26 protein-coding genes are annotated in these 24,400 nt (G+C 56.1%); 20 read left to right on the top strand and 6 right to left on the bottom strand.

The features are described 5' to 3' along the window. The first annotated feature begins 189 nt into the window (after window positions 1–189). Together CSC94_RS21800 and CSC94_RS21795 are read left to right on the top strand one after the other, a co-directional pair. Window positions 190–543, top strand: a complete 354-nt coding sequence (locus CSC94_RS21800; protein ID WP_099308498.1) for a hypothetical protein — start codon at window positions 190–192, stop codon at window positions 541–543. Between the two features lie 116 nt (window positions 544–659). Continuing rightward, window positions 660–2,198, top strand: coding sequence for a relaxase/mobilization nuclease domain-containing protein (locus tag CSC94_RS21795; RefSeq protein WP_165784552.1), 1,539 nt, complete (start codon window positions 660–662; stop codon window positions 2,196–2,198). A 150-nt stretch (window positions 2,199–2,348) separates the two neighbouring features. Here the strand turns inward: CSC94_RS21795 and CSC94_RS21790 are convergent, their stop codons facing one another. Beyond that, a complete protein-coding gene (locus CSC94_RS21790) occupies window positions 2,349–3,242 on the bottom strand; it encodes a replication initiation protein (RefSeq protein ID WP_099308496.1) in 894 nt (297 codons plus the stop codon). Window positions 3,243–4,128: 886 nt separating this feature from the next. Here CSC94_RS21790 and CSC94_RS21785 point away from each other — a divergent pair. Further along, window positions 4,129–4,854 carry a ParA family protein gene (locus CSC94_RS21785; RefSeq protein ID WP_133122987.1) on the top strand — a complete coding sequence of 242 codons (726 nt, stop codon included), beginning with the start codon at window positions 4,129–4,131 and terminating at the stop codon, window positions 4,852–4,854. Continuing rightward, window positions 4,851–5,195 carry a hypothetical protein gene (locus tag CSC94_RS21780; RefSeq protein ID WP_099308494.1) on the top strand — a complete coding sequence of 115 codons (345 nt, stop codon included), beginning with the start codon at window positions 4,851–4,853 and terminating at the stop codon, window positions 5,193–5,195. Before CSC94_RS21785 ends, CSC94_RS21780 begins: the two co-directional genes overlap by 4 nt. Before the next feature lie 36 nt (window positions 5,196–5,231). Here CSC94_RS21780 and CSC94_RS21775 read toward each other — a convergent pair whose 3' ends face one another. Further along, window positions 5,232–5,429 (bottom strand): hypothetical protein, encoded by a 198-nt coding sequence (locus CSC94_RS21775; RefSeq protein ID WP_099308493.1) that lies wholly within the window; start codon window positions 5,427–5,429, stop codon window positions 5,232–5,234. Window positions 5,430–5,509: 80 nt separating this feature from the next. Here CSC94_RS21775 and CSC94_RS21770 point away from each other — a divergent pair, with 80 nt between their 5' ends. Beyond that, on the top strand, window positions 5,510–5,989 hold the full coding sequence (locus CSC94_RS21770; RefSeq protein WP_099308492.1) for a hypothetical protein: 480 nt from the start codon (window positions 5,510–5,512) through the stop codon (window positions 5,987–5,989). A 165-nt stretch (window positions 5,990–6,154) separates the two neighbouring features. Here the strand turns inward: CSC94_RS21770 and CSC94_RS21765 are convergent, their stop codons facing one another. Next, window positions 6,155–6,715 (bottom strand): hypothetical protein, encoded by a 561-nt coding sequence (locus tag CSC94_RS21765; protein ID WP_133122984.1) that lies wholly within the window; start codon window positions 6,713–6,715, stop codon window positions 6,155–6,157. Window positions 6,716–7,010: 295 nt separating this feature from the next. Here CSC94_RS21765 and CSC94_RS21760 point away from each other — a divergent pair, with 295 nt between their 5' ends. The 5 genes from CSC94_RS21760 (at window position 7,011) to CSC94_RS24325 (ending at window position 10,495) form a co-directional block, all read left to right on the top strand. Next, window positions 7,011–7,256 (top strand): type II toxin-antitoxin system ParD family antitoxin, encoded by a 246-nt coding sequence (locus tag CSC94_RS21760; RefSeq protein WP_099308490.1) that lies wholly within the window; start codon window positions 7,011–7,013, stop codon window positions 7,254–7,256. After that, window positions 7,243–7,563, top strand: a complete 321-nt coding sequence (locus tag CSC94_RS21755; RefSeq protein WP_099308489.1) for a type II toxin-antitoxin system RelE/ParE family toxin — start codon at window positions 7,243–7,245, stop codon at window positions 7,561–7,563. The genes CSC94_RS21760 and CSC94_RS21755 overlap by 14 nt, the downstream gene beginning before the upstream one ends. After that, window positions 7,560–8,102: a recombinase family protein gene (locus CSC94_RS21750; RefSeq protein ID WP_099308488.1), complete on the top strand. Its 543-nt coding sequence runs from the start codon at window positions 7,560–7,562 to the stop codon at window positions 8,100–8,102. Before CSC94_RS21755 ends, CSC94_RS21750 begins: the two co-directional genes overlap by 4 nt. Window positions 8,103–8,368: 266 nt before the next feature. Further along, window positions 8,369–9,271, top strand: a complete 903-nt coding sequence (locus CSC94_RS21745) for an ArdC family protein (RefSeq protein ID WP_099308487.1) — start codon at window positions 8,369–8,371, stop codon at window positions 9,269–9,271. Window positions 9,272–9,580: 309 nt separating this feature from the next. Continuing rightward, window positions 9,581–10,495 (top strand): hypothetical protein, encoded by a 915-nt coding sequence (locus tag CSC94_RS24325; RefSeq protein ID WP_133122982.1) that lies wholly within the window; start codon window positions 9,581–9,583, stop codon window positions 10,493–10,495. On the opposite strand, the gene CSC94_RS24095 is transcribed toward CSC94_RS24325, so the two are convergent. Continuing rightward, a complete protein-coding gene (locus CSC94_RS24095; RefSeq protein WP_114647871.1) occupies window positions 10,492–11,001 on the bottom strand; it encodes a DUF1036 domain-containing protein in 510 nt (169 codons plus the stop codon). The genes CSC94_RS24325 and CSC94_RS24095 overlap by 4 nt on opposite strands. Before the next feature lie 351 nt (window positions 11,002–11,352). Beyond that, the gene (locus tag CSC94_RS21740; RefSeq protein ID WP_099308486.1) at window positions 11,353–11,940 is read right to left on the bottom strand and encodes a recombinase family protein; all 588 of its coding nucleotides are present in this window, start codon (window positions 11,938–11,940) and stop codon (window positions 11,353–11,355) included. Between the two features lie 247 nt (window positions 11,941–12,187). Between CSC94_RS21740 and CSC94_RS21735 the strand changes: the two genes are divergently transcribed. From CSC94_RS21735 to CSC94_RS21690, 10 genes are all read left to right on the top strand, one after another. Then, on the top strand, window positions 12,188–13,261 hold the full coding sequence (locus tag CSC94_RS21735; protein WP_133122980.1) for a hypothetical protein: 1,074 nt from the start codon (window positions 12,188–12,190) through the stop codon (window positions 13,259–13,261). A 186-nt stretch (window positions 13,262–13,447) separates the two neighbouring features. Next, window positions 13,448–13,666 carry a hypothetical protein gene (locus CSC94_RS21730; protein ID WP_099308484.1) on the top strand — a complete coding sequence of 73 codons (219 nt, stop codon included), beginning with the start codon at window positions 13,448–13,450 and terminating at the stop codon, window positions 13,664–13,666. 25 nt (window positions 13,667–13,691) lie between these two features. Further along, window positions 13,692–14,177 carry a type II toxin-antitoxin system RelE/ParE family toxin gene (locus CSC94_RS21725; RefSeq protein WP_133122978.1) on the top strand — a complete coding sequence of 162 codons (486 nt, stop codon included), beginning with the start codon at window positions 13,692–13,694 and terminating at the stop codon, window positions 14,175–14,177. A 45-nt stretch (window positions 14,178–14,222) separates the two neighbouring features. Further along, window positions 14,223–14,534 carry a hypothetical protein gene (locus CSC94_RS21720; protein ID WP_099308482.1) on the top strand — a complete coding sequence of 104 codons (312 nt, stop codon included), beginning with the start codon at window positions 14,223–14,225 and terminating at the stop codon, window positions 14,532–14,534. After that, window positions 14,531–14,842, top strand: coding sequence for a hypothetical protein (locus CSC94_RS21715; protein WP_099308481.1), 312 nt, complete (start codon window positions 14,531–14,533; stop codon window positions 14,840–14,842). Before CSC94_RS21720 ends, CSC94_RS21715 begins: the two co-directional genes overlap by 4 nt. A 208-nt stretch (window positions 14,843–15,050) precedes the next feature. Then, window positions 15,051–15,284, top strand: a complete 234-nt coding sequence (locus CSC94_RS21710) for a hypothetical protein (protein WP_133122975.1) — start codon at window positions 15,051–15,053, stop codon at window positions 15,282–15,284. Next, on the top strand, window positions 15,281–17,176 hold the full coding sequence (locus CSC94_RS21705; protein WP_099308479.1) for a DUF262 domain-containing protein: 1,896 nt from the start codon (window positions 15,281–15,283) through the stop codon (window positions 17,174–17,176). Before CSC94_RS21710 ends, CSC94_RS21705 begins: the two co-directional genes overlap by 4 nt. After that, on the top strand, window positions 17,173–19,947 hold the full coding sequence (locus tag CSC94_RS21700) for a class I SAM-dependent DNA methyltransferase (protein WP_099308478.1): 2,775 nt from the start codon (window positions 17,173–17,175) through the stop codon (window positions 19,945–19,947). The genes CSC94_RS21705 and CSC94_RS21700 overlap by 4 nt, the downstream gene beginning before the upstream one ends. Window positions 19,948–19,949: 2 nt before the next feature. After that, complete coding sequence (locus CSC94_RS21695) at window positions 19,950–22,013, top strand: pseudomurein-binding repeat-containing protein (protein WP_099308477.1); 2,064 nt, start codon at window positions 19,950–19,952, stop codon at window positions 22,011–22,013. Further along, window positions 22,006–23,193, top strand: a complete 1,188-nt coding sequence (locus CSC94_RS21690) for a GIY-YIG nuclease family protein (protein WP_099308476.1) — start codon at window positions 22,006–22,008, stop codon at window positions 23,191–23,193. The genes CSC94_RS21695 and CSC94_RS21690 overlap by 8 nt, the downstream gene beginning before the upstream one ends. A 12-nt stretch (window positions 23,194–23,205) precedes the next feature. Here CSC94_RS21690 and CSC94_RS21685 read toward each other — a convergent pair whose 3' ends face one another. After that, window positions 23,206–24,276 carry an integrase gene (locus CSC94_RS21685; RefSeq protein ID WP_099308475.1) on the bottom strand — a complete coding sequence of 357 codons (1,071 nt, stop codon included), beginning with the start codon at window positions 24,274–24,276 and terminating at the stop codon, window positions 23,206–23,208. Window positions 24,277–24,400 lie beyond the last annotated feature (124 nt).

Genomic DNA, 24,400 nt, shown 5'->3' with positions numbered 1-24,400 from the left:
TGCTTGTTTCTGCGCCTGTAGTAGCCAGATATGTTTTTCGGTGCCGAAAAACTCTGGCAAGGGGGGCCTCGTGCCGCCGCCCCTCTTTGACCCGGCGCAGCCGGGATCAAATTCACCCCAGCGTGAGCTGGTCGCTTGAGTGACATCGAGCGCCTGTGAATCAGCGGCCCATGAGTATGACGACGTAGGATGACAGACAGAGCGAAAACAGGACGACCCACAAAGCCGCCCGGCGAGGCGCGCACTGCGCGTATCGTCATCTGGGTCAATCCGCGCGAACAGGCGCGCTTCCTGATCAATGCGGCCGATGCCGGCCTGACCGGATCCGATTTTGCCCGCGCTCAGCTTTGCCATGACGGCGTCAATGACAATCACCGCAAGACCGGAGGCTCCGATTTTGAGTTGATCGATGCGCTGACCCGCATTGGCATGTCTCTGCAGCTTCTCGCCCCCATCATCTTGCAGACGGGTCACCAACCGAATGAATTCGAGCGCCTGCTCGACCGGCTCGACGCGGTGCTCGATCGCCTGTTGCCGTCATGATCCCGCGCGTTGCCAGCCTCGGTTCAAGCTTTCACGGCGCCGGCCTCTATTACCTCAATGACATCCGCAAGGCCGGCGATGCCAAGGCGCAAGCGCGTCCGGCCGCCAATGACTACATGCTGCACGACAAGGGAGCGGCGACCGCTACCCGGGTGGGATTCACCGCGACCCGCAATTTGCCCACCACCGATCCGGACAAGGCGCTGCGCTGCATGTCCTGGCTTTCCGCCAACGCCCATAATGTCCGCCAGGCCGCCGTTGCCGCCGCCGCCAAGGCGGCCGGCATGGGCTATGCCGACTATGTCCGGCGCGCCAATCCGTTTCGTGGCCGTCAGGGGTCCAAGCCGGTCTATACGCTCAGCCTTGCCTGGCATCCGACCAAGGACAGGACACCAAGCCGGGCCGACATGCTCAAGGCCGCCGACGAGGTGCTCACCGCCCTTGGGCTGGAGGACCGCCAGGCCTTGATCGTCCAGCATACGGACACCGCGCATCCCCATGTGCATCTGATCGTCAACCGCATCTCGCCCATCAACGGCAAATATGCTTCGGTCAGCAATGACTGGCTGAAACTGTCCTGGTGGGCCATGCAGCACGAGCGGAAAACCGGTTTCATCCTGTGCCATGAACGGGTTTTCAACTGGGAACAGCGCCACGCCATGCGGGCCGACAAGGCAGCGCGCCGCAAGGCCGATCCGCAGGCGAAGGGACGCTATGTCCGGCACAAGCAGACACCACGCGGCGATCACGACTGGTTCAGGGCCCATGCCCATCTCGACGACGAGGCCATCCGGCAGGCGCGCGCTGATCGCCAGCAAAAGGAATTGCGCGACTTTGCGCTGCGCCAGACCCGTTTTCTGGCGCGCATCGATGCCCGCCTGCGGGCCGGCCCGGGCAGGGATCTCGATGCCTTGCGCAAGCACCGCGAGGCACGCCAGGCAGCCCTCGATAAGGCCACAAACCGGCATGGGCCCCAGGCCATTCCAAGCCTGTTTGCCAAGGTGGCGGCGCTGCTTTCGCCGCGGCGTTTCATCGAGCGCCGGGCCATTGGCCAAATGATCCGCGCCGAAGACAAACTCACCGGCCTTATCGACCAGCGACACAAGCAGGCGCGTGACAAGACCGGCGAATTATGGCGGCGCTTGGAAGCCCGCCATGCCGCCGAGCGCCGCCGCGATGAAGAGCGCATCGCTGCGCGGGCACGCTCCGGCCGGTCCGATGCCGCCGCCTCGCGTGCCCGAACGAATTTTGCTGTTCGGGGGCAAGCCGAAACGGGGCGCAATTTTGCGGCCGCCAAGGCGTTACCAAAAGTCGCTGCCAAGCAGCGAAAAGCTGCCGACCCGAATTCGGCCCGGACGGCCGGCGAGCGCCATCAACTGGAGCGGCTGTCCCGGAAAATGGGTGGCGGCCCGGTTGCATCCGACACGTCGCTGAGCCAGGTCAGACCACACGCGCCGGCAGACATCCTTCGGCCATCCGAAACCGTCAAGCAGACCGAGATCGGGTCGGACCACTCGAAAGACGCCGAACAGACAACCCGATCGAGCAGCGAGCGGGATGATCGGATCGCAAAGCGTGTACGCGAATTGGAAGCAGCCGATCGTCAGCGGCGCAAGCGCCATCGGCCAAGAGGCAAGACCCGCAAGCTGGAATAGGGCAGGGCGCGCGCTTTTCCGCCCCTCCGCTCGTTGTGGAGCGGCTGCGGGGCGAAAAAGGCGGCGCCAATGGCAGTTCAGTCGCGCAATATGTGCTAAACGGGCGAGTTGTGCCGAAGTTTTGCAGGGCAAAAGTGAGAAATTGGGCGGTCAGGTGATGGTCTCGATCGTGGCCTTGCGGCGTGCCACGCGGCCGATGCGCGATTGCGCCCGCTCCCGCGCCGCTGCGACGCGCTCTTCCGGGCATTTCTTGAGCCAGGTCAGGGTAATGGTCTCGACCCGGCGGCCGCGTTTCTTCAGCGCGGCTGCGACTTCGTAATCGGTCAGCTGGTTCACCTCGGCGATCGCCGGCTTCAGACATTGGCCGTTCAGGTCAGCAAAGCGCGTCAGCTTGTCTTTTGGCACGCCCAGCAATTCGCGCAATCCATCGATGGTGAAGCTCTCGTGCTGGCGGCGCATGTTGATGCGCTGCTCGATCGCCTCGTAAAGCCGGATCGAATATTTCGAGCGCAGCAGGTAAAGGATTTCCGAGCGCAGCCGTGCCCAGGTCCGGCTGGTCTGCAGGACCTTCAGCAGCATCGGGTCTAGCGTATAGTGAAACCGGCCCTGGTCGCCTTCCTCCTCAGCATTGGGCCCAAGAAGGCTGATCCGCACCGTCTTTGCCAGGCCAGTGGCAGGGTCGCGATATTTGATCTTGGCAAATGCCCCCATCAGCCGGTCAAAGGCGTCATGCAGGCGATCATTGCTTTCATGCGTGCCGCGGAGCCGCGCCTTGGCGACCGAATAGATCTTTCCGGGGGCTATATCATTCCAGGCATGCGCCAGAAGCTGGTTGTAGAGCACCAGTTCCGAGCGGTTGAGCGGTGTGATCTCGACGGCATGAACCAATTCGCCGGGCTTGATGAAGGAGCTTGCCGTGTCCGGATCCAACGGATCGCCTGTCACCTTGAGTGCCAGGGTCGCGACATCCCGAGGCTCTGCAGGGCCAGTCCCTAAACGTGTTCCATCCTCTATTCGGCTCGATTCCATGAAGAAAAGATACACAAAAACATGATCTTAGGGTTATAAATAGATAATCTGCTCTCACTTATCCCCAGCCTGTCGGCCGCCCATTTTCTCACCATTCGGAGCACGCGGGATAATCCTGGACTTGCCCACAGGCTTATCCACAGCCGCCGCCGGCGCAGCCGCCCAATACCTCACCTTTGGCCGCCCATTTTCTCACTGCAGCCCGCCCAATATCTCACCGATAGCCGCCCGTTTTCTCACCTACTCCGCCCATTTTCTCACCATAGGCCCCGCCAAGCCGCAGTCAGCGCGGGATTCAGCCGCCCTGAATAAGAATCTAGAACATTATGAATCTTAGAACGGTGAGACGGCCTCACCCATACCGTCGGATCACAGGCATTATGAAAATAGACGCGCCGGCTTGCCGGACGCGCCATAATGCTTCCTCACCCTCCCTCGCGCGATCCGCTCGGTCGCCGCGCCTGTCTGACGGCGGCACAGCCAATCCGCCCGATCAGCGTTTCCAAGAGCCGCGACAGCCTGTTTGCTTGCCAGGACTGACTGACACCACATTCAGGGCGCCAGGTGAGCAAGGGTTGTGGCCGAAAGCGGTCTTGCCGGCGATTTCGCCGCCGCTGGTGGGCGAAGCGTCATTCTTGCTTGCCCCGCCGCATCAGTCTGGAAAGGCCTCTCTAGAGGGCTCTCAGGCCCGTTTGCGGCGATCAGCATTCTGGAAAACAAAATAGGTCCGTCGGCGTTGCCGATAGGCTTGTCCCACATAGGCAAATATGGATTTGCTCACTTGAGCAAATGCGTCGATCGGCAAGTGTGCAACTGTCATCTTCAGTAATTCAATTTATACAGACTTGTCCAAATCATCAAATTCGCGACTCCAGAAATATTGATCTGGATAAGTGTTGATTTGGGCAAATGCGCTGTTGATTGTTTTTGCCACTCTGGCACGATCATGCGTAAGACCATGATTATCTCATTTGCTTCATCAAAAGGCGGGGTTGGCAAATCGACATGTTGTGCCGCCATCGCCGCAAAACTGGCCCAGGATGGCGCTCGCGTCCTGGTGCTGGATCTCGATCTCAACCAGACCGTTGCCCGCTGGGGCCGCAAGTCCACATTGGCCAGCCTTGTGGTCGAAGCCATCGAGCCGGATGCCTTTACCCAGACCTTTCGTGAGAAAACGGGCGGTGGCGATTTCGACCATATCCTGATCGATCTGGCCGGAACCCGCGAAGCCACGATGCTCAAGGCCATGGCGCGGTCCGATCTCGTCATCATACCGGCACAGGCCTCGGAGCCGGACCTGCGCGAGGCGCTCGTTATTGTCGATGACATCAAGGACGTCATCGAAGCCGGCGCCGACAAGGTGCGCTACCGCGTCTTGCTCACCAAGCTGTTTCCGCTGCCAACCCGCGTGACCCTATTTGCGCACCGCGAAATCAAGCGCCACGGCCTGCCGACCTTCAAGGCCGGCCTGGTCGAGCGGGCCATCTACCGGGAGATGTTCCTGACGGGCAAAAGCCCCAGCGAAGCCGAGCCAAAGGGAAAGGCCGCCCGCGAGATCGAAAGGCTGATCGAGGAGATCCAGCATATCGCCGCCGACGCGCCGGCCGGCAAGGGGAGGGCCGCATGAGCGAGAATGCCAATCCCTTTCAGCCCGTCGAGATCGATGAAGTCGACCGCAAGCTTGCCGAGACGGCAACGCGCAAGCGCATCCCGTCCTTGAGCGTGTCTGCCATTCTGCCCGATGATGCCGCCCCGCAAGCGCCGATCCCGGCGGCCAAGGAGCGCCCGGTCCAAGCACCGCGCAAGCCGCTCAGCATCGAGATTCCCGATTATCTGGCCCGCGAACTCAAGATCGCTGCCGCAACCCAGGCGGTGACGCTGCGCCACATCGTGCTGAGCGCCCTGATGGAAGCCGGATATACGGTCAAACCCGCCGATATGGAAGAGGATGGCCGACGCTTGCGATAGAGCCGCCTTCCATCGAAACACGCGTGAGATCCGGCGCTATTCAGCCGCTGCGTCGTATTTCTCTTTCGGCACGCGCAGCGTCACGCGTCCGTTCACCGGCAGCGCATCCAGAACCAGGTCAAAGCCTTGGCCGTCCTTGTGTGCGAAAGCCGCGCCAACCCGATCCCAATGCTTGCTTTCGCCGGCATCGCGGATCGTATAAGCAATCAACATGTTTGTATTTTGATCTATCATTTCTTCCTCCAATAAATATTGACATATTGTCTTTTCATAAATATAAGAAGGCTTTTAATCATAATTATTGGAGTATTGCAATGACTAATATTATCAAAATCAATTCCGGAACGGTTATTCCGGTCGATACCATTCGTTTTATCCGTCTTGTGTCAGAAGAGGAGCGTTCTCGCATCGCCGATCGCTACGGGATCGATGGCGAGGGCTTCCAAGTCTCGATCCAGTTTGCCGATCGGACGACAAAACTTGCCCGGGAAACGCTTGACGAAATCCGCAGCCAGGGCGTCGCCCTCGTCAATATTGGCGCCGATCGCCACGTCGTCGCTGCCAACATCAAGCAGGCGTCGCCCTTCAGCAAGGATGACGCTTCCAAATTGAGCGAGACCCGCGGCTACACGCTTGGCCAGACGTTTCGCTCCAAGGTGGAACTGACAGCCGGGACGGTTCTGTCCAGTGCCACACCAGCTCAGATCATGGAACGTCGCGCCAGGGCCATGGAAGCCAGTTCATCCGCGCAAAAGGCCGCCGTCCGACAGCCTAAGGCTCTCTCGTGCTTGTGAGAAATTATCAAGGCGCTCGGTCACCCCGCGGCGCCTTGTTCTCATAGGATGCTGAAAAAGTGTTCTGCCGGCCTTTCGGGCCTTCTGTGACCTTTGCCAGCGCCAGCGTGATCTTTCCCAGCGGGTCCGTCGCACTTGCGGTCATCAAGAAGACCATTCGTTAGATCAAAACGCTTCCCCATCGAGCTTTGTCAGCCGGATGCGCAAGGTTTCCTTAGGGACAAGCCGATCCTTCTTGCCGGTGAGCGAGATCGCCTGCCGGTTGAGTTTTCGCAATCCATCAGAATCGAGTAAATGGACTTCCGAGGGGGTAATTTTTTTCAGTACTGTCCAGTGCCCGCCGCCCGTTGACTGGGCGAATTCAATGCCGAGGATCAGCGCTGTTGCAGGCCCTTGCAGGGTTTCCAGCTTGTACAGATATTCAGCAAGTGTCTTCGACGTATTTCGCTTGATTGGCTGATCGACCTCCAGTTCCAAATCCCGATTGGTACCCCGCCGGATCGCCTTCACAACCCCATTTGCCATCAAGCGGAGTTGTCCAGGATTCGTACCAATCCAGATCACTTCTGGAAAATCGCGCTTCGGAAGCGAAAGGAGAGCTGCCTGGAACCAGTGGTCGGCAAGCTCTTCCATGTATTCGGGTCTATCAAGTGCCTGGCTGATCGCGTTGACGATCGCATAGGCGCCACAAAGCCCATCAAGATTTCCCTGCCGTTTTGCTCTCATGGGAATGACCGATACTGTTTTAGTAATTTAGACCTTATAGCCGATGCCCGTCTCCGAAATCAGCCTTTCTCCATGCGGCAGAGCTCCCGTATGAGTGTTACACGAATTAGCACTTTCAAGACTGAAGCCGCGCATAAATCAAGACTTATGTACGCGGGATTTCAGTCAATGATTTCAATCCGTTGGATCGTGCATAATTCGCGTGCATAAATGATTGATGTTATGGCAAAGATTGCCAATTTCGTTGACAAAATTTGTCAAATTCCGCTATCCTTGAATTATAGGAGGCGATGCCATGGCAACGATGAATGTGTCCCTGCCGGACCCGATGAAAGATTGGGTCGAGTTGCGTCTGAAGGATGGACGCTTCAGCAATACCAGCGACTATGTCCGACATTTGATCCGAAAGGATCAGGAGCGCGAAGCCGCAATCGCAACACTTCAACAGGCAATCGATGAGGGACTGGCCAGTGGCGAGGCCAAGCCGTTCGACTTCGCCGATTTCAAGGGACGTATGCACGCACGCCATGCCATCAAGTAAGCCATCGCAATACCGGCTTACACCACAGGCCGTCGCTGACCTCGAAGCCATCTGGCTCTATACGGCTGAAACCTGGTCGGTGCGACAGGCCGATCTCTACACCGACAGCTTTGCGCAATCCTTCGAAACGCTTTTGACGATGCCGGAAATCGCGCGGGAGCGCGCCGAGTTCACGCCGCCGGTGCGCATTCACCCGAGCGGACAGCATCATATCGTCTACCGGATCGAAGCCGATCATATCCTCATTATCCGCATCCTTGGCGGCGGCCAGGATTGGGACGCTCTCTTGAGGGCGCTCGACCCATGATGATCGGCTATGCACGCGTGTCCACCTCCGGTCAGACCCTCGACGCCCAGATCGAGCAGTTGAAGGCTCATGGCTGCGACAAGGTGTTCAAGGAGACGATTAGCGGGGCACGATCTGACCGGCCGGAACTCCGCAAGGCGCTCGCACATCTTTCTGAGAGCGATGTCCTGGTCGTCACGCGGCTGGACCGTCTGGCGCGATCGACGCGGGATCTTCTCGATATCGTCCACACGATCGAAACACGAGGCGCGCGGCTGAAGGCGCTTGCCGATTCATGGGCTGACACCACTACACCGACCGGCAGGCTCATTCTCACTGTTCTTGGCGGTCTTGCCGAGTTCGAGCGGTCTCTCATCCGCGAACGGACATCCGAAGGCCGCGAGCGTGCCCGAAAGGCAGGGCGTCATCTGGGCCGTCCCTTTAAGCTGACACAATATCAGCGCGAGCAGGCCTTGAAGATGCGACGCGACGGGATCGACAATGCCGAAATTGCCCGCGTCATGGGCGTATCCCGCTCCACCATCTCCCGCATCAAATAGACTGATCTCTTCGACATTCTTACCGGAGGGGCTCTTGCGGCACGTCTGCTTCTCCATGCCGGCGGTGTTTGATCCGCGCCGGTAGCGGCCTTCCTGTCTGGCTGTCCTGGCAGCCCCTCCCATCCCTTGCAACGGCCAGAGGCCGTCTTTTCGCTTCGCCCGCCCCGGCGCTCCGCTTGGGGTGCAAGGGCTGTTTTGGCCTGCCTCTCCGGACGCCATCAGGCCGCGAGCGTCGCGGCTGTCAAACCGGCAGGAAGGAGACAGCCATGTCCAAGACCCCTCAGAAATTTGATGTCCATCAGGAGATCACCAATCGCATCATTGATGCACTCGAAACCGCAGGTGAGTTCCAACTCCCCTGGATCAGGAACAAACGCGGCAGCTTTGCCCGTCCGGTCAACGTCGCGTCCAAGAACCCATACAACGGCGTCAATATCATCAGCCTCTGGGTCTCCGCCCAGGCCCATGACTTCCCCTCCAATCTCTGGGGCACCTATCGCCAGTGGCAGGAGAAAGGATGTCAGGTCCGCAAGGGCGAAAAATCCTCGCTTGTCGTCTTTTACAAGACGCTTGCCTTTGAACAGCAGGACGAAGAAACCGGCGAGACCGCGAATGGGGAACGCCTGTTTGCCCGCGCCAGCCATGTTTTCAACGCCGCGCAGGTCGAGGGTTTCGAAACCCTGGAACAGGACTTGCCCGAACAACCAGCCTTTGATCCGATCGTTAGGGCAGAAGCCTTCGCCGCTGGCACCAAAGCCACCATCATCGAGGGCGGCGACAAGGCCTGCTTTATTCCCTCACAGGATATCATCCGCATGCCGGAACGCCGCCGGTTTACCGGCACCGACACCACCACGCCGGCCGAAGCCTTTTATTCGACCCTGTTTCATGAACTGGTCCATTGGTCGGGCGACGGGGCGCGCCTCGACCGCGATCTCTCGGGCCGCTTCGGTGATGAAGCCTATGCCGTCGAAGAGCTGATCGCTGAACTTGGCGCTGCCTTCCTGTGCGGCGATCTCGGCATCACGCCCGAGCCGCGCACGGACCATGCCTGCTACATCAAGAACTGGCTCACCGTTCTCAAGAACGACAAGAAGGCCGTCTTCACGGCCGCCTCCAAAGCCTCTCAGGCCGCCAACTGGTTGCGCGATCAAGAAGGCACGGCTTAGGCCGTGCCCCTCCTTTCGGGATCGCGGCTTCGGGGCAATGTCAACTGCCATTGCCCTAGAGGATCCCCTTCGATCCCACCCGCACCAAGCCGGCTTGGCAGGGAAGGGGTGTAAGGCAGATACGGGGATATTATAAAATGTGACGTTCTCCCGCCAAATCGGAACATTCATGGCCGGACTCTAATCCCAAATGGAGGAAATTATCCGTGGTAGGTCATCACGCGTAGCGCATCCAATACAGAAGAGGATTGCTATCAAAAAACCAAGTCGATAGTCTCGAAGCGCAATAGATGCAATGAGAGCGAGATAATGAGAACATTTCGCCGTTTGATCCAAACCAGTTTGTTGTTCGCTTCATTGTTGCCGCTTACCGGATGTTTGAGCTCCGAGACCCCCTTGTTTGAAAATGACTATCAATATGCCGAAGAATTGTTTCCAGATAAGGTCGCATTATTTTTCACTCACCGCTATGGAATTCTTAGGAAAAAAAGGAATATAGATCGTCCAGTCTACGAAACTAAAGAATATGATGATATTATATTTTTAGAGCAAACTGGACAGGATTCCAAAAAATATGTCCTTGCACAATTTAAAGACCGTTCAAGTGGAATATATTACTATCTGTATTTTCAAAGAGTTCCTGCAAATGATGGAAATGCTGAAGTTGACGATACCCCTCCCGCGTTCAAAGTGCTTTGGCTGAATGTAGAGCAGATTTCCGAGGCGGCAGGTTTAGGAAAGCCAACGAAGGAAAACGGCTACTACAACATAAAGAGTTTGGGGCCTCTCAGCAAACTTCCGCTTCTTCCCATCTCTTTGGGGAATTTAGGAGCCGAGGTTTACGTCTTAGATCTAGATGTAGAAGGTGCATCGTCGAAATATTCCGAGATGGTTGCTGCGACGAAAAATTGTGGTCAGCCCAAATGCCCTTCGGCGAAGAAGCGGCATGATAAAAAGGAAGATGTCCAAAAACCTAGTGTGAGTGCTAAAAGTGATACTACTGAAAAAGCAAAGCGCTATGATAATTTGGGAAATCGAAAGATCTCAAAAAATGATCTGTCGGCGATACAAAAATTTATTGATGACGAAATCAGAAGGACAAAAACAAATCTTTTTATGTGCACTTATCTTAAGTGCAAGGAGGTCGAAAAAGATAAGTATATCTTTAGCTATGATAGCCAAGAATGGTTTTATGCTGATGGAAAAATTTATGATTCAGACTAGGGGTCTTTCGGTGATGTGATGTCTAAAGAAAGATTTTGATTCTTTTTGGTCGCGATAAATATATTAAATAATTGTTTGTACTGATTCTTTTGACAAGAATCAAGCTGATACAAATATCGGATCACATAATTGAATGGATCCTTGTTTGAAATGCAGAAAAACTTTGCCATCCCGGAGACGCCTTCTTTCCAGGGCAAGTTATCCCAATTCACTGCGTCAGTCGGGATCATATATGGTTCGTAGTCATCGCGGATAGCTTTTACAGACAAAAATGCTTGGATTGGATCTCTGCTTTCGACCACTTTTCTGCAAACACCATCACCGATATGGCGCCATCCTGTAGCTCGGTATAAGTATGACTGATAGTAGTTGTTCCAAAAATCCGATACAATTGCAAAGCTGATCGTATGTCCTGCCTTGTTGCAGATGGTCAAATCCGCAGATGCATGGCGAACTGGGAAAACAATTAGGATAGATAATAAAAAAGAAAACGAGAGTGTCCGCATTTAAAAAACCTCCCGCGATATCACGATGCTAATTTTCCAAAGATGATTACATTCAATCGGAAAAATCAAGAACATACTTCCTCCATGTGTCCACTTAACCTGGTCACCTCCGGAGACAGGCCTGATTGGGAAGGCTGTGTGTCCATTTAATTTTTTTACCGTGCGTCTTGCGGGGAGGAGGAAGACCCATGGGACGATTACCAACAGGGAAGAAGTCGATCCCGCGTGACGCCGTCGGCAAGTTGGCACAACAGTGTCGGTACGTTCTGGAGTTGGCCAGGGAATTCGGCAATGTCGCCGAAGCTTCCCTCCAGTGTGGAATGAAGGTTTCCGGAGTTGTCCATTAAACAATTAGGCGAGGTTCTTCCCAAGCTTGCGGGATTGCTGGCGTTTCTTAATTGCCCGGCTGAGCGTCAAAGGTGCCACGCCGTAGTCTCGTGCCATTCCAGTGATCGTATTTTCCTGGGCATTGAGCCGAGAGACTGCCGCATCAACCTGTCCGATGGTCAGCAATGGCGGCCGGCCAACATGCTTTCCCCGACGCTTTGCTGCCGCCATCCCCGCGCGGGTCCGCTCTCTGATCTGTTCGCGCTCGAATTCCGCGAAAACGGCTAATTGGCCGTAGACCATGCGTCCGACGGCGGTTGTCGTATCAATGCCTTGTGTCAGCGATACGAAACCGACCCCCCGCTGTCTTAGTCCGTCGAGAAGCAATAAAAGGTGGATGGTCGAGCGTCCAAGACGATCAATCTTCCAGACCATGAATGTGTCGCCGGCAGACAATTCCGCCAATACAGCATCCAGGCCCTTGCGCATAACTGCAGAACCGGAAACGCCGTGATCGCTGTAGATTACCTCGCATCCGGCCGCCAACAACGCATCGATCTGCAATGTTTCAAGCTGTTGATCATCCGATACACGGACATAGCCGATTTTCATTCTTCAAGTATGCCTCCCCGTTTTGCCGGGCTCAAGGCAAAAATAAAATTATATCAATTACTTAATTGCCGTCTGAGCCCGCTTCATAAGCTATCAGAAGGTGTCCCTTTTGAAACCCGCGGAAAACAACGGATCCGGAAACGTATGCGTAAATGGAATCACAGGAAACCCGATCCGGCAAGCCCGACAATGTCGAAATATGGAAACCTAGACAAAAGGGACCCCTTTCGTTGTGGAGGCCTTGTCGATGTCGAATTTTCACTGGGATCATATGAGGGGATCGTCGGGGGATTCGTCCGCGCCAGGTTGGGGCGGTTACCTCGGCCATGAAAAGCATCGGCAGCAACAGGAAAGGGAGCGGCTTCGTCGTTCAAGTGAGGCCGCGGAACGTCTTCATGGTTCCCGTGGCGGCGGCGGTGGAGGAGCTGATCTTGACCTCCTCAGCGACTTCAATCCGCTGCAGAAGTTCGTCTTCTTTGGATTCCTGCTCTTCGTGGTCGCTCCATTCGCTTATGATGCGCTCACTGCACCCGGTGGTCTTTCCTATGTCAGTGCGAGTGCCAAAAGCGATCTCTTTTGGGGTTTCCTGACCTGCCTTGGCTTGTTCGCGCTCGTCACGCCGCTATTCTGGTTTGGCGTTTTTGCAGTCATGGGTCTCGGAGCCGCCGCCGCGATGTTTTCGACGGCGGATATCAGAGAGGCCTTCTACGAGGAGTTTACCAGTTCCGAGGGGCTGTCCGGGCTGGCTGCGGCCATCGTCGTCATGATCATTTTCGGGATCGTCTTCGTCGCCATCATCCATGATCTCGCCACGGGCATTCCGATCGGCAAGGCCTCTTTCTCCTCCGATCAATCCGGATCGGGCTGGCTCACGATCTTCGTCTTCGCCGGATTCGTGTTTGGCGTCGTCAGCTTCTACCTTCAGGATTGCTATTGGCGCACGCTTTCTCGGCTGGAGCCGCGCCAGCTTGTCACAACATCGCCCGCGCTCAACGCCGTCATGAGATTCCTCTACGGCTTCTTCCTTGGTGTAGGCGTCCTCATCGCGACGACGATTGCGACCGTGTTTGTTATCGGGGCGAGCGGCTATCTGTCCGGCTATCTTTTTGGTTTCGATGCGAAAGCGCACCTCATGACAAACCAGCACCTCATTTTTTGGGTCGTTGCGGTTGCGTCGGTGCTGGCCGCCATTCTCGCCGCGCGCGACTCCATGTCTAAGATGAAGGATGATCTTGGCCGCCGGATTCTCCAGGGTGAGCGCGAATTGCGCAAACAGCCTTTGTTGGCAGCCGACGATATCGGTAGCCATGAAAAGGGGTAGGTTTCCGGGATCGACTGGTACGATAGGATCGGTTCATTGCGTATCGCAATCGACTTCTTGCAGGGCCATTGCGCCAGGTGATCATATTGATCTGGCGCCCGTGAGCCGCGCAGACCATCACAAGTCGATGCGCGGAACGGGTTGTGCGGGAGGAAGAGCGCTTTCTCATTTTGCCGAAGGACACCCATGACCGAGAAACCCAGAACCGTGACGCTCACGATTGAGATCGATGAACATACCTATGACAGGTTGAAGGCCGACACGCTCAACCGCACCTTTCTAGGCGCACGGCGTCTGGGATTGCCTTTCGAGGAGCCGCATTGGACGGTGGAACAGATCGCTGGCGAATTGCTGGATGACGTCTACAGTCCGCATTTCGAAAACTGGCGTGCGGTGCCTTACTAGCGGCCGAAACGTGGGGAAGGACTCCATGACCATCGGACCTGATATCCTGCCTCGCGCGGCTCCTGGCGACGCCGAGCGAAACCGTTGGAATGCCCTCACGCCCGCAGAAAGAAGCACACGTTTCGCGGCAATCCTGGCAGAGGGTTTCGCTGATGCGGAAACGGCTGCGCTATGCGGCCGGGTGGCCTTGTCGCGCCAGGCAGAAGATGATCTGCGGCAGATGGCGCAAGCCTATGGTGAAGCTGATGCGCGGGCCGCGCGGGCCTATATCGATATGATTGCTGATGGCAAAGGAATCAGCAGGCGCTACAGTTGCGATGGCTTTGCGTTCTGGCGGTTCCGAACCCGCAAGCACGACATCTATTTTCGCTATCGCGGCGACGGCATTGTTGTTGCCCGGATCCTGATCCCGTATTTCATGCGGCCGGACCAAGGCCAGCCGGCCAAAGCGCCAATTCCGCCCAGGCTTCATGGAAAATGGCCGGGGCGGGGCGGTCTGAATGGTTTCTGATTTCAAGGGATTCAGAATTGCCACCGGCCTTGCTAGAATCGCGCCATGACCGATCACGACCTGACACTCATAGGGGAAGCCCGCGACTTCCTTGTCATGATGCAGCGCGCCTACCATGAGGTTTGGCGCCGCCGCGCCTCTGGCGCTCCGGAGATATCGCCCAAAGCCGTCATGGTCCTCTTTGCCGATTGCGAGCATTACCGTCGCGAGATCGCGCGCATTGCTATTGACGCCCTTGATGAGGGCAAAGAGCCGCCCAATGCTGAGCTGCTGTTCATGGATTCGACATGGCGGTCGCTTTGGGCGGCAGTGAACGGCAACAGGCCGAAGTTCATACCACCCGAGGCTGCGGCATGACCGAGGATGAACGGCGCGATGTGGCAGAGGCCCGTGAATTCCTCGACATGTTGTGCCGCGCCTATCACGAGCAGATCAGGCGAAAGCAAGCGGGCGAGGAGCAGTTCAACCGAGCGGGTGTGCTGTTGCTCTATACCGATGTCACATACCATCGAAACAGGATCATCGAGATCGGCACAAGAGCGATGGACCGGGGAGCAGATGCGCCCGACGCGCTGATCGCTCATGATCTGGTTCGGACATGGAAGTCGTTGATGAATGCAATCAGCGGCACGAAACACGACTATATTCCGCCGCGCCCGAATTGAGCGGCTTTGGTCCTTCTGCTTATTCCAATCAGGGATCGAGGTTTCAGTTCAGCCCGTCCAGGCAGCGCATGCTCTGCACGGGTGAGCAGGACGATCCCCTTCGACCCCTTGGGGGTGTAAGGCAGATACGGGGGAAACTTACCAGCCACCCTTTGGGCCTCTGTGTCCTATTGCGTGTATTTGATTTCAATTTCAATAGAAGATAGCCGTGGATGAATCCTGTGAAAAGCTGTTTGCCGGTGTATCCATTGTGTACACTCTTCAAATGGAAAAAGACGTTGGCTTTCGTATCCGCATTGATCGGTCACTCAGACAGCGATTTCTTGATGTCTGTCGTGCCCAGGACAAGCCCGCTGCTCAGGTCCTGCGGGAGTTCATGCGCAGTTATGTCGAGCACAATTCGAGCGACAAACCCAAACCGACACCCAAAGAGTTGCCATGAAGCCTGACAAACTGACCGTTCATGAAATGTTTGAGCGGGAACGCCGCTATGTCGTGCCACTTTATCAGCGGTCCTATGTCTGGACACGCGAGGAACAGTGGGAGCCTCTCTGGGAAGATATTCAGCGGCAGGCGGAAGCAGCGCTCGAAGACCCTTACAATCAAAATGGAAAGACGCATTTCCTTGGTGCCGTTGTCCTCAACGTCAACAAGATCGTCGGACGAAGCATGCCGCGCTCCGAGATCATCGACGGGCAGCAGCGTCTCACGACGTTGCAGATTCTGCTTGCAGCTCTGCGTGATTATGCAAACGCCCGCAGCCCGGAGGGTGACGGACCGTTCGACCGGCTCACCAAGAATCCTGTCCGTGATGAAACCTCCGACGAACGGTTCAAGGTCTGGCCCACCAATGCCGATCGTCAAACCTTTTCAAAGGTGATGACGGCTGGAAGCCCTTCAGCGATCGGCGACCAGTTTGATCGCGATGACACCCAGAACACGCCGCTCAAGCGGATGGCGGAGGCCTATCTCTTCTTCCACGATGCCATCAGCACGTATGTCGAAGCGGGCGGCAGTAAGGAGGAGCAGGAAGATCGGCTGCACAGCATTGCCCAGGCGTTGCGAACCGCCTTGCAATTCGTCGTCATTGAATTGGAGGATTCCGACGATCCGCAGGTGATCTTCGAGACTTTGAACGCCCGTGGCCAGCCATTGCTACCATCGGACCTGATCCGGAACTTCATTTTCCTTCAGGCATCCAATCAGCCGACATTGGATACCGATCGTCTCTATAACACCTATTGGCGCGACTTCGATGATCTGAAACTCGCGAGTCCGGATACTACAGGCGAGGACCGCTTTTGGCATGTGCAGGAACGTCAGGGGCGCCTGACGCGGCCGCGGATCGATCTTTTCATCTTCCACTACCTCGTGATGAAGACCGAAGCCGATCTCGCCATCGGGCGCCTGTTCCGCGAATTCAAGGACTGGCGGGATGAGCAGTCATCATCGATTGAGGAGTTTCTCTCCGAACTCAAAACCTACAGCGCGCTGTTCAGAAAACTGGTTGCGCCGGAGGGCAATTCTCGCCTGGCAAAACTGGCCGCTCGCCTGAAATCCCTCGACACCAGCACGGTCTATCCAACTTTGCTGTTCTTGACGGGCCTTCCCCAATCGAAGCTTTCCAGTACCGATCTCGAACGTTGCCTCACCGACCTTGAATCCTGGCTGGTGCGCCGCTTCGTCTGTCAATGGACCAACAAGAATTACAACCGCTTCTTCCTGGGCCTTCTGGTGAAGCTCAAACGTGCGGACGAGGGGGGAGAGAACATTGCTGATGCGCTACGGGCCGAGCTTCTGCGCTCCAGCGAACCGACAGCAAAATGGCCAACAGACCAGGAATTCAAGGCCGGTTGGTTGACGAAACCAATCTATGTGAAGTCCCGCATCGACCGCTGCGCCATGGTTCTGCGCGCGCTTGAGGAGCAATTGCGTACCACCAAGAACGAGGCGGTCTCCATCCCTACCAATCTGACGGTCGAACATCTCCTTCCACAGAAGGGATCGCTAGAGGATTATCCTTATGCGGAAACCATCGCCCTTCTGAACGACGAAACGGCCGAAACGGCTCGGATGCGGATCATTCATACGGTCGGCAATCTCACATTGCTGACCCAGGCCTTGAATACCTCTGTCAGCAATGGCCCGTTCGATGAAAAACGCAAGAAGATCATCGAAGACAGTGATCTGAGGCTGAATGCCTGGCTGCGCACCGACGAGCGTGACGCCTGGAACGAAGCCGACATAGCCGAGCGGGCAGGGCGTCTGTTCCAGTTGGCGACACTGATCTGGCCGTATCCGTCATCCGATACGCCGGAGGCGTCTACACCATGAATGCTGTCGAGATTGAAGAGGCCATATCACGGCTGGCTGAGCAGCCTTTCGACCCGGAAGAGTTTCCCTTTGCCTTTCTGGAGGCGTTCGGAAACAAGTCGACGACCATCAAGAAGCTGAAATCCGGTGCGTCGAATGGCTCTGATGCTGGCGGCGTACTGCAGCGCAATCATATCCACATCAAAGTCGCGCCGGAGGGGACGGTCACCGAGGCGCTTGCCGCGTTGAATGCAAGCCCGACGACGACGAGGGCCAAGGCGAAATTCGTCCTCGCGACCGATGGCAAGGTCTTCCAGGCCGAAGATCTCACGAGCGGAGAGGTCATAGTCTGTGATTATCCTGATTTCCCCGATCATTTCGGCTTTTTCCTGCCGCTGGCCGGCATTTCCACCGTCAAGCAAATCCGCGAGAGCGCCTTCGACATCAAGGCGACGGGCCGGCTGAACCGGCTCTATGTGGAGTTGCTGAAGGACAATCCCGATTGGGGTAGTGCTGAGCGTCGCCACGACATGAACCATTTCATGGCGCGGCTGATCTTTCTGTTCTTCGCCGAGGATACAGACATCCTCAATGGTGAGGATCTGTTCACCGGCACCATCAGCCGGATGAGTGCCAGCGATTCCTCAAATACGCATGAAGTGATCAGCGAACTCTTCCGGGCGATGAATACGCCGCCCAGAGACCGTGTGGCGGCAAACTTGCCCCGCTGGGCGGAGAAGTTTCCCTATGTGAATGGCGGGCTGTTTTCCGGCTCCACAGACGTGCCGCGCTTTTCGAAGATTGCGCGCACCTATCTCATCCATATCGGCAGCCTCGACTGGACGAAGATCAACCCCGATATCTTTGGCTCTATGATCCAGGCCGTCGCCGATGACGAGGAACGTGGCGCGCTCGGTATGCACTACACATCCGTGCCGAACATCCTGAAGGTGCTGAACCCGCTGTTCCTCGATGATCTTCGCGAAAAGTTGGACGAGGCCGGCGAAAACGCTCGCAAGCTCCTCAACCTGCGCAACCGCATGGCACGGATCAGGGTGTTCGACCCTGCCTGCGGCTCGGGCAATTTTCTTGTCATCGCTTACAAGCAGATGCGGGCGATCGAGGCCGAGATTAACAAGAGGCGCGGCGAGGCCGACCGGCGCACAGAAATCCCGCTGACCAATTTTCGCGGGATCGAATTGCGCGACTTTCCGGCCGAGATCGCGCGACTGGCGCTGATCATCGCCGAGTATCAGTGTGACGTGCTTTATCGCGGCCAACAGGAAGCTTTGGCGGAGTTTCTACCGCTTGACGCCATGAACTGGATTACTTGCGGCAATGCACTCAGAATCGATTGGCTTACTGTGTGCCCCCCGACTGGCACAGGTGTCAAAATTCATGGTGATGATCTATTCAATACGCCACTCAATCAGTCGGAAATAGATTTCGAGAATGAGGGGGGCGAGACCTATATTTGCGGGAATCCGCCCTACGTAGGCAGCTCAAAACAGACAGCGGAACAAAAGTCTGACGTTTGCCATGTTTTTGAGTCTCACACAAAAATTTGGCGTTCACTTGATCTTGTAGCTTGCTGGTTCAAACTGGCGGCGGATTATTTTCAGTGTACCGAAGGAACTTTTGCCTTCGTCAGCACCAATTCCATCTGCCAAGGTGAACAGGTTCCGATTCTTTGGCCTCTCATTTACCAGAAGAGAATGGATATATACTTTGCTCACACTTCGTTTAAGTGGGCTAACCTCGCTAGTCACAATGCTGGGGTTACAGTCGTCATTGTTGGTGTAGGATCAGAAGAAATCAGTACAAAAAGTCTGTTCCACATTGATCCGGAAGGTAAAACGGCTGTCCGAAAAGTGAACAATATTAATGCCTATCTCATTCCCGGTAGGCGAATAATTGTTGAGCCGATATCAAGGGCGGCTGATGAACGCGGTTATATGATACGCGGTAACATGCCTACCGATGGCGGTAATCTTCTTCTTAACGAAACCGAAAAGCAATCACTAAATGGCTCTGCTCCGCAAGCAGATGTATTCGTCAAAAAATTCGTCGGAGCTCAAGAGCTGATCAATGGCATCCAACGATATTGCATCTGGATCGAGGATGATGACATCGCTGACGCACTCGCCATTCCGGAACTGAAAGCTCGCGTTGAGGGGGTGCGACGGATGCGCCTGGAGAGCACTGCGGCCTCAACGCGCGACTATGCAGCATACCCTCACAAGTTTCGGCAAATACAGGGCATATGTAAAGACAGTTGTATCGTTGTTCCACGCGTCAGTTCCGAGAACAGAGACGTACTTCCCGTCGGTTATTTTGACCGAGATACGATTGTCGGAGACAGGAATTTTGCGCTCTGTGATGCTCCGTTGTGGAATTTAGCTGTAATCGCTTCCCGTCTCCACTGGGCTTGGATCGGGGCCGTCTGTGTTCGTATGCGAACCGACTTTTCTTACTCGAACACACTTGGCTGGAACAATTTTCCAATGCCGCAACTGACGGAGAAAAATAAGGCCGACCTTACTCGCAGTGCTCAAGACATTCTATTGGCGCGTGAAGCGCATTTCCCAGCGACCATCGCCGATCTCTACGACCCAGAAAAGATGCCCGCCGATCTGCGCGCCGCCCATGATCACAACGACGAAATCCTTGAGCGCATCTACATCGGCCGCCGCTTCAAGAACGATACGGAGCGTCTGGAAAAGCTATTTGAGATGTATACGAAGATGGCAACTAAGCCGGGAGCATCTGATAAGCGAAAGGCGGAGGTCTAGAAATGACAGCGAAGAAATCCGTCCCGTCAGTCTCTGTAACTTACGCTCAGAACGGCAGATCCACCAAGTCCAACGAGCTTGGGATGCGCCCGATGCAGGAGCGCGCCTATGAGAAAAGAGGCGAGCAGTATCTTCTGATCAAATCGCCGCCAGCCTCTGGCAAGAGCCGCGCGCTCATGTTCATCGCGCTCGACAAGCTTGCCAATCAGGGCCTTCGCAAGGCCATCATCACCGTGCCGGAGAAATCGATCGGATCCAGCTTTGCCGATGAGCCGCTGACCAAGTTCGGGTTCTGGGCTGACTGGCATGTCGAGCCAAGATGGAATCTTTGTAACGCGCCAGGTTCAGAAGGCAGCAAGGCGGAATCGGTTGGCGCTTTTCTGAAAGGGGAAGATCGGGTCCTCGTCTGCCCTCATGCGACGTTCCGCAACGCGGTTGAGAAATATGGTCTCGAAGCTTTCGACAATTGTTTAATCGCTGTGGACGAATTCCATCACGTCTCGGCCAATCCCGACAACAAGTTGGGCGCGCAGCTCACCGAGTTGATCGCTCGCGACAAGGTCCACATCGTCGCGATGACCGGCTCGTATTTCCGGGGTGATGCGGAACCGGTTTTGATGCCTCATGATGAGGCGAAATTCGAAACCGTCACATACACTTATTACGAGCAGCTCAACGGCTACAAATATCTGAAATCACTCGATATCGGCTACTTTTTCTATTCGGGGGCCTATTCGGACGACATTCTCAAAGTGCTCGATCCGTCCGAGAAAACCATTATCCACATTCCCTCGGTCAATTCACGCGAGAGCACCAAGGATAAGATCCGGGAAGTCGAGCACATCATCGAGGAGCTTGGCGAATGGCAGGGCACTGATCCGGCGACCGGTTTTCAGTTGGTGAAGACAGCGGAGGGCAAGGTTCTGCGCATTGCGGACCTGGTCGATGACGACGCCAAGCGCGAGAAGGTGTCTGCAGCGCTGAAAGATCCCGCGCAGAAAAACAATCGCGATTATGTCGACATCATCATCGCCCTTGGCATGGCCAAGGAGGGCTTTGACTGGATCTGGTGCGAGCATGCCCTCACGGTTGGCTACCGAGCCAGCCTGACCGAAATCGTCCAGATCATCGGACGGGCAACCCGCGATGCCGCAGGAAAGACGCACGCCCGCTTCACCAATCTGATCGCCGAGCCCGATGCGACAGAAGCTGCTGTCACCGAGGCCGTCAATGACACTCTGAAGGCGATCGCCGCCAGCCTCCTCATGGAACAGGTGCTGGCGCCGCGTTTCAATTTCACGCCCAAGGCCAAGGCGAGCGGACCGGTCGAAGGGTTTGACTATGGGGAAGGGGGCTATAATCCCGACAAGTGCAATGTCGGCTTCAATGAAAGTACCGGCCAGTTCCAGATTGAAATCAAGGGCCTGTCTGAGCCGAAGAGTAAGGAAGCCGAGCGCATTTGCAAGGAAGACCTGAACGAGGTCATTGCAGCATTCGCCCAGGACAAGACCGCCTTGGAGAAGGGCCTCTTCGACGGTGAGCATGTCGGAGGGGAAACACTCGCCCAAGAGCTTACCCAGGTCCGCCTTGGAAAAATCATCAAGGACAAATACCCCGAGCTTGATGATGGTGATCAGGAAGCCGTACGCCAGAATGCCATAGCTGCGCTGAACCTGACCCAGAAGGCCAAACAGATCGCACTATCCAGCGACACCGATGAGAAGAGCGCCAATACGGCGCTGATCGATGGCGTGCGCAAGTTTGCCATGGACGTCCGTGAACTCGATATCGACCTGATTGACCAGATCAATCCCTTCAGCGAAGCCTATGCGATCCTCGCCAAGACGATGAGCGAGGAGAGCCTCAAGCAAGTTGCATCGATCATCGCCGCAAAGAAGGTCCAGCTGACCCCGGAAGAGGCGCGCGATCTGGCAAAGCGCGCCCTCAAATTCAAGCAGGAACGCGGCCGTCTGCCCTCCATCACATCTCCCGATGCCTGGGAAAAGCGCATGGCCGAAGGTGTAGCTTTCCTTGCGCGCATGAAGCAGGAGGCCGCCAATGGCTAAGGGCTTCACCGATGATGATGATGCTCTGCTTGCCGAGCTTGGCGTTGAAGTCGAAACCAAGACCGTTTCGAGCCGTACGCCGCGGGAAGAGCGGATCATCGCGGGCTTCGAGGAGATCCAACGTTTCGTCGAAGAGCATGGCCGGCCACCACAGCATGGCGGCGGTCGCGATATTTTCGAACGCCTCTATGCGGTGCGCCTCGATCGTATTCGCGAGCAGGAAGAGTGCCGTGTTCTTGTCGAGCCGCTTGATCATCAGGGCCTGTTAGGCGAAGCCAAGGCCGATCCCGTAATTGCGGCTGATGAACTGGATGATGACGCACTTCTCGCCGAACTCGGCATTGATGCAGATGCGTCCGCTCTCACAGAGCTGCGGCATGTCCGATCAAGTGCGGAAAAGAAGGCAGCTGAGGAGATTGCAAACCGGCAACGCTGCGAAGATTTCGACACGTTCAAGCCGCTGTTTGATCAGGTGCAGAAAGAGCTCGACAGCGGGATCCGCGAAACCAGACCGTTCGAGCTCAAGGCAGAAATTCAGCAAGGCCGCTTCTTCATCGTTGGCGGGCAGAAAGCCTATGTCGCCGAGATGGGAGAGATCACGACGACCGAACACGGCCGGACAGACGCGCGCCTGCGCGTGATTTTCGACAATGGGACCGAAAGCAACATGCTGATGCGTTCGCTTCAGCGTGCCTTGAATAAGGACGAAGCAGGGCGGCGCATCACTGATCCAACGGCCGGGCCACTCTTTTCCAATCAGACGGCGGATGGCGATGAGGCCAGCGGGACGATCTATGTCTTACGCAGCAAGTCAGACCATCCGCTCGTCGCTGAAAACCGCGATCTGGTCCACAAGATCGGTGTTACTACCATGGCTGTCGACAAACGCGTCGCCGGTGCGCGGCTCCAGCCAACTTTCCTGATGGCTGACGTTGAGATTGTCGCTACCTACGTCCTCTATAACATCAATCAGACCAAGCTTGAGAACCTGATCCACCGTGTGTTTGAACCGGCACGCCTGAATATTGAGATCAGGGACCGTTTTGGAAACCCTGTCGTGCCGCGTGAATGGTTCCTCGTTCCGCTCTTCGTTATCGATGACGCGGTTGAGAAAATCCGGGAAGGCGTGATCAGCCGTTTTGTCTACGATCCAAAACAAGCGGCTCTCGTTGAAGCATGAACAAGCGCGACGCTATCGGTTGCCATATCGCCCGGCTGTCGCCTTGCGCCTCAGAAGCTGGTGCGGTTTGAGGTTGAGATAGCGCCGTAGCATTTTCCAATCCTTGTGCCCGGTGACGAGCGACACTTCTGGAATGTCGAAGCCTGCCTCGAACAGACGGCTTGTCGCCTCGTGGCGCAGATCATGGAAATGCAGGTCATCGATGCCGAGATCCTGACAGGCGCGGCGGAAAGCAGTGCCAAGTGATCGTCCGTTATAAGGAAAGACGCGTCCTTTGGGGGAAACATGCCGGCGCTGCTCCTCCAGTATTTCGACCGCATCATAGCCGGTCACGTCCAGCAGTGGCACGAGTTGATGATTGCCTTGCTTGCGGCGCGGGTCCTTGCGATTGCGCACCGTTGCCATGCATGTCCTGAGGTCAATGTCGCTCCACAGGAGCGTACAGATTTCTTCCTGGCGCATCGCCGTTGCCACAGCGAACTTGACGATGCGGCCGACCGGGATCGTCTGTCGTGGATTATTGTCATGATAGGATATGATGCGATCCAGCTCGTCTTGCGTCGGCCGGCGATCGCGTTCCATGCCTTTTCCGACAACGCCCAGACGTCGCAGAGCCACGCGGGCCAGCGTGACATCTTCGGTCGGTGTATCGATGCCATGAACGGCCGATGCATGGACCAGGATCGTGCGGATGTAGCCAAGATCCATGCCGACCGTGACGGGCCCGGCGCCTTCCTTGGCGCGGCTCTTTCCGAAGGCAATCAATCGTTCCCGATTCAGGTTGTTCAGCCGCTCTGATCCGAGGTCGGCTTTCAGCTTCTCCAGGCATTTTGCCTTGCTACGCAGCAATGGTCGCCCCACCTCATGCAGGTCGCTGATGTGGAGATCGATCAGCTCGCCGAATGTGGTCTTCGGACTGATGGAAGGACCATTCGGATTCTTGTCGAGTTGAATTGCGCGCTCGGCCTGGATCGCCCAGGCTTCAGCCTCGCTTTTCAGGCGAAAGGATTTGGAGAGATGACGGCCCTTGCGACGGACCTGGGCGCGCCATGCGCCGGAAGGAAGCTTAGTGAGGGTAGCCATGGGTCGGGTCCACCTGCTCTGGATTTTTGTGCACAAAACGTGCACAGGGAAGCTTCAAATTGCTGCGTAAAGGTGAGAAAAAAAGTGCACACGTGTGTGCACGTTCTCCCTTTAGTCCACTGAA

Origin of the sequence: Zhengella mangrovi (genome assembly GCF_002727065.1) — a bacterium.
GTDB classification, from domain to species: domain Bacteria; phylum Pseudomonadota; class Alphaproteobacteria; order Rhizobiales; family Rhizobiaceae; genus Zhengella; species Zhengella mangrovi.
Note: the sequence above shows the minus strand (reverse complement) of the source record. Positions and strands in the feature narration are given on the sequence as shown.

Bases quoted from the DNA above. Each gene is read 5' to 3' on its own strand.
- CSC94_RS21800 (WP_099308498.1), top strand. From the start codon at position 190: ATGACAGACAGAGCGAAAACAGGACGACCCACAAAGCCGCCCGGCGAG.
- CSC94_RS21795 (WP_165784552.1), top strand. From the start codon at position 660: ATGCTGCACGACAAGGGAGCGGCGACCGCTACCCGGGTGGGATTCACC.
- CSC94_RS21780 (WP_099308494.1), top strand. From the start codon at position 4,851: ATGAGCGAGAATGCCAATCCCTTTCAGCCCGTCGAGATCGATGAAGTC.
- CSC94_RS21775 (WP_099308493.1), bottom strand. From the start codon at position 5,429: ATGATAGATCAAAATACAAACATGTTGATTGCTTATACGATCCGCGAT.
- CSC94_RS21770 (WP_099308492.1), top strand. From the start codon at position 5,510: ATGACTAATATTATCAAAATCAATTCCGGAACGGTTATTCCGGTCGAT.
- CSC94_RS21765 (WP_133122984.1), bottom strand. From the start codon at position 6,715: ATGAGAGCAAAACGGCAGGGAAATCTTGATGGGCTTTGTGGCGCCTAT.
- CSC94_RS21760 (WP_099308490.1), top strand. From the start codon at position 7,011: ATGGCAACGATGAATGTGTCCCTGCCGGACCCGATGAAAGATTGGGTC.
- CSC94_RS21755 (WP_099308489.1), top strand. From the start codon at position 7,243: ATGCCATCAAGTAAGCCATCGCAATACCGGCTTACACCACAGGCCGTC.
- CSC94_RS21750 (WP_099308488.1), top strand. From the start codon at position 7,560: ATGATGATCGGCTATGCACGCGTGTCCACCTCCGGTCAGACCCTCGAC.
- CSC94_RS21745 (WP_099308487.1), top strand. From the start codon at position 8,369: ATGTCCAAGACCCCTCAGAAATTTGATGTCCATCAGGAGATCACCAAT.
- CSC94_RS24325 (WP_133122982.1), top strand. From the start codon at position 9,581: ATGAGAACATTTCGCCGTTTGATCCAAACCAGTTTGTTGTTCGCTTCA.
- CSC94_RS24095 (WP_114647871.1), bottom strand. From the start codon at position 11,001: ATGCGGACACTCTCGTTTTCTTTTTTATTATCTATCCTAATTGTTTTC.
- CSC94_RS21740 (WP_099308486.1), bottom strand. From the start codon at position 11,940: ATGAAAATCGGCTATGTCCGTGTATCGGATGATCAACAGCTTGAAACA.
- CSC94_RS21735 (WP_133122980.1), top strand. From the start codon at position 12,188: ATGTCGAATTTTCACTGGGATCATATGAGGGGATCGTCGGGGGATTCG.
- CSC94_RS21730 (WP_099308484.1), top strand. From the start codon at position 13,448: ATGACCGAGAAACCCAGAACCGTGACGCTCACGATTGAGATCGATGAA.
- CSC94_RS21725 (WP_133122978.1), top strand. From the start codon at position 13,692: ATGACCATCGGACCTGATATCCTGCCTCGCGCGGCTCCTGGCGACGCC.
- CSC94_RS21720 (WP_099308482.1), top strand. From the start codon at position 14,223: ATGACCGATCACGACCTGACACTCATAGGGGAAGCCCGCGACTTCCTT.
- CSC94_RS21715 (WP_099308481.1), top strand. From the start codon at position 14,531: ATGACCGAGGATGAACGGCGCGATGTGGCAGAGGCCCGTGAATTCCTC.
- CSC94_RS21705 (WP_099308479.1), top strand. From the start codon at position 15,281: ATGAAGCCTGACAAACTGACCGTTCATGAAATGTTTGAGCGGGAACGC.
- CSC94_RS21700 (WP_099308478.1), top strand. From the start codon at position 17,173: ATGAATGCTGTCGAGATTGAAGAGGCCATATCACGGCTGGCTGAGCAG.
- CSC94_RS21695 (WP_099308477.1), top strand. From the start codon at position 19,950: ATGACAGCGAAGAAATCCGTCCCGTCAGTCTCTGTAACTTACGCTCAG.
- CSC94_RS21690 (WP_099308476.1), top strand. From the start codon at position 22,006: ATGGCTAAGGGCTTCACCGATGATGATGATGCTCTGCTTGCCGAGCTT.
- CSC94_RS21685 (WP_099308475.1), bottom strand. From the start codon at position 24,276: ATGGCTACCCTCACTAAGCTTCCTTCCGGCGCATGGCGCGCCCAGGTC.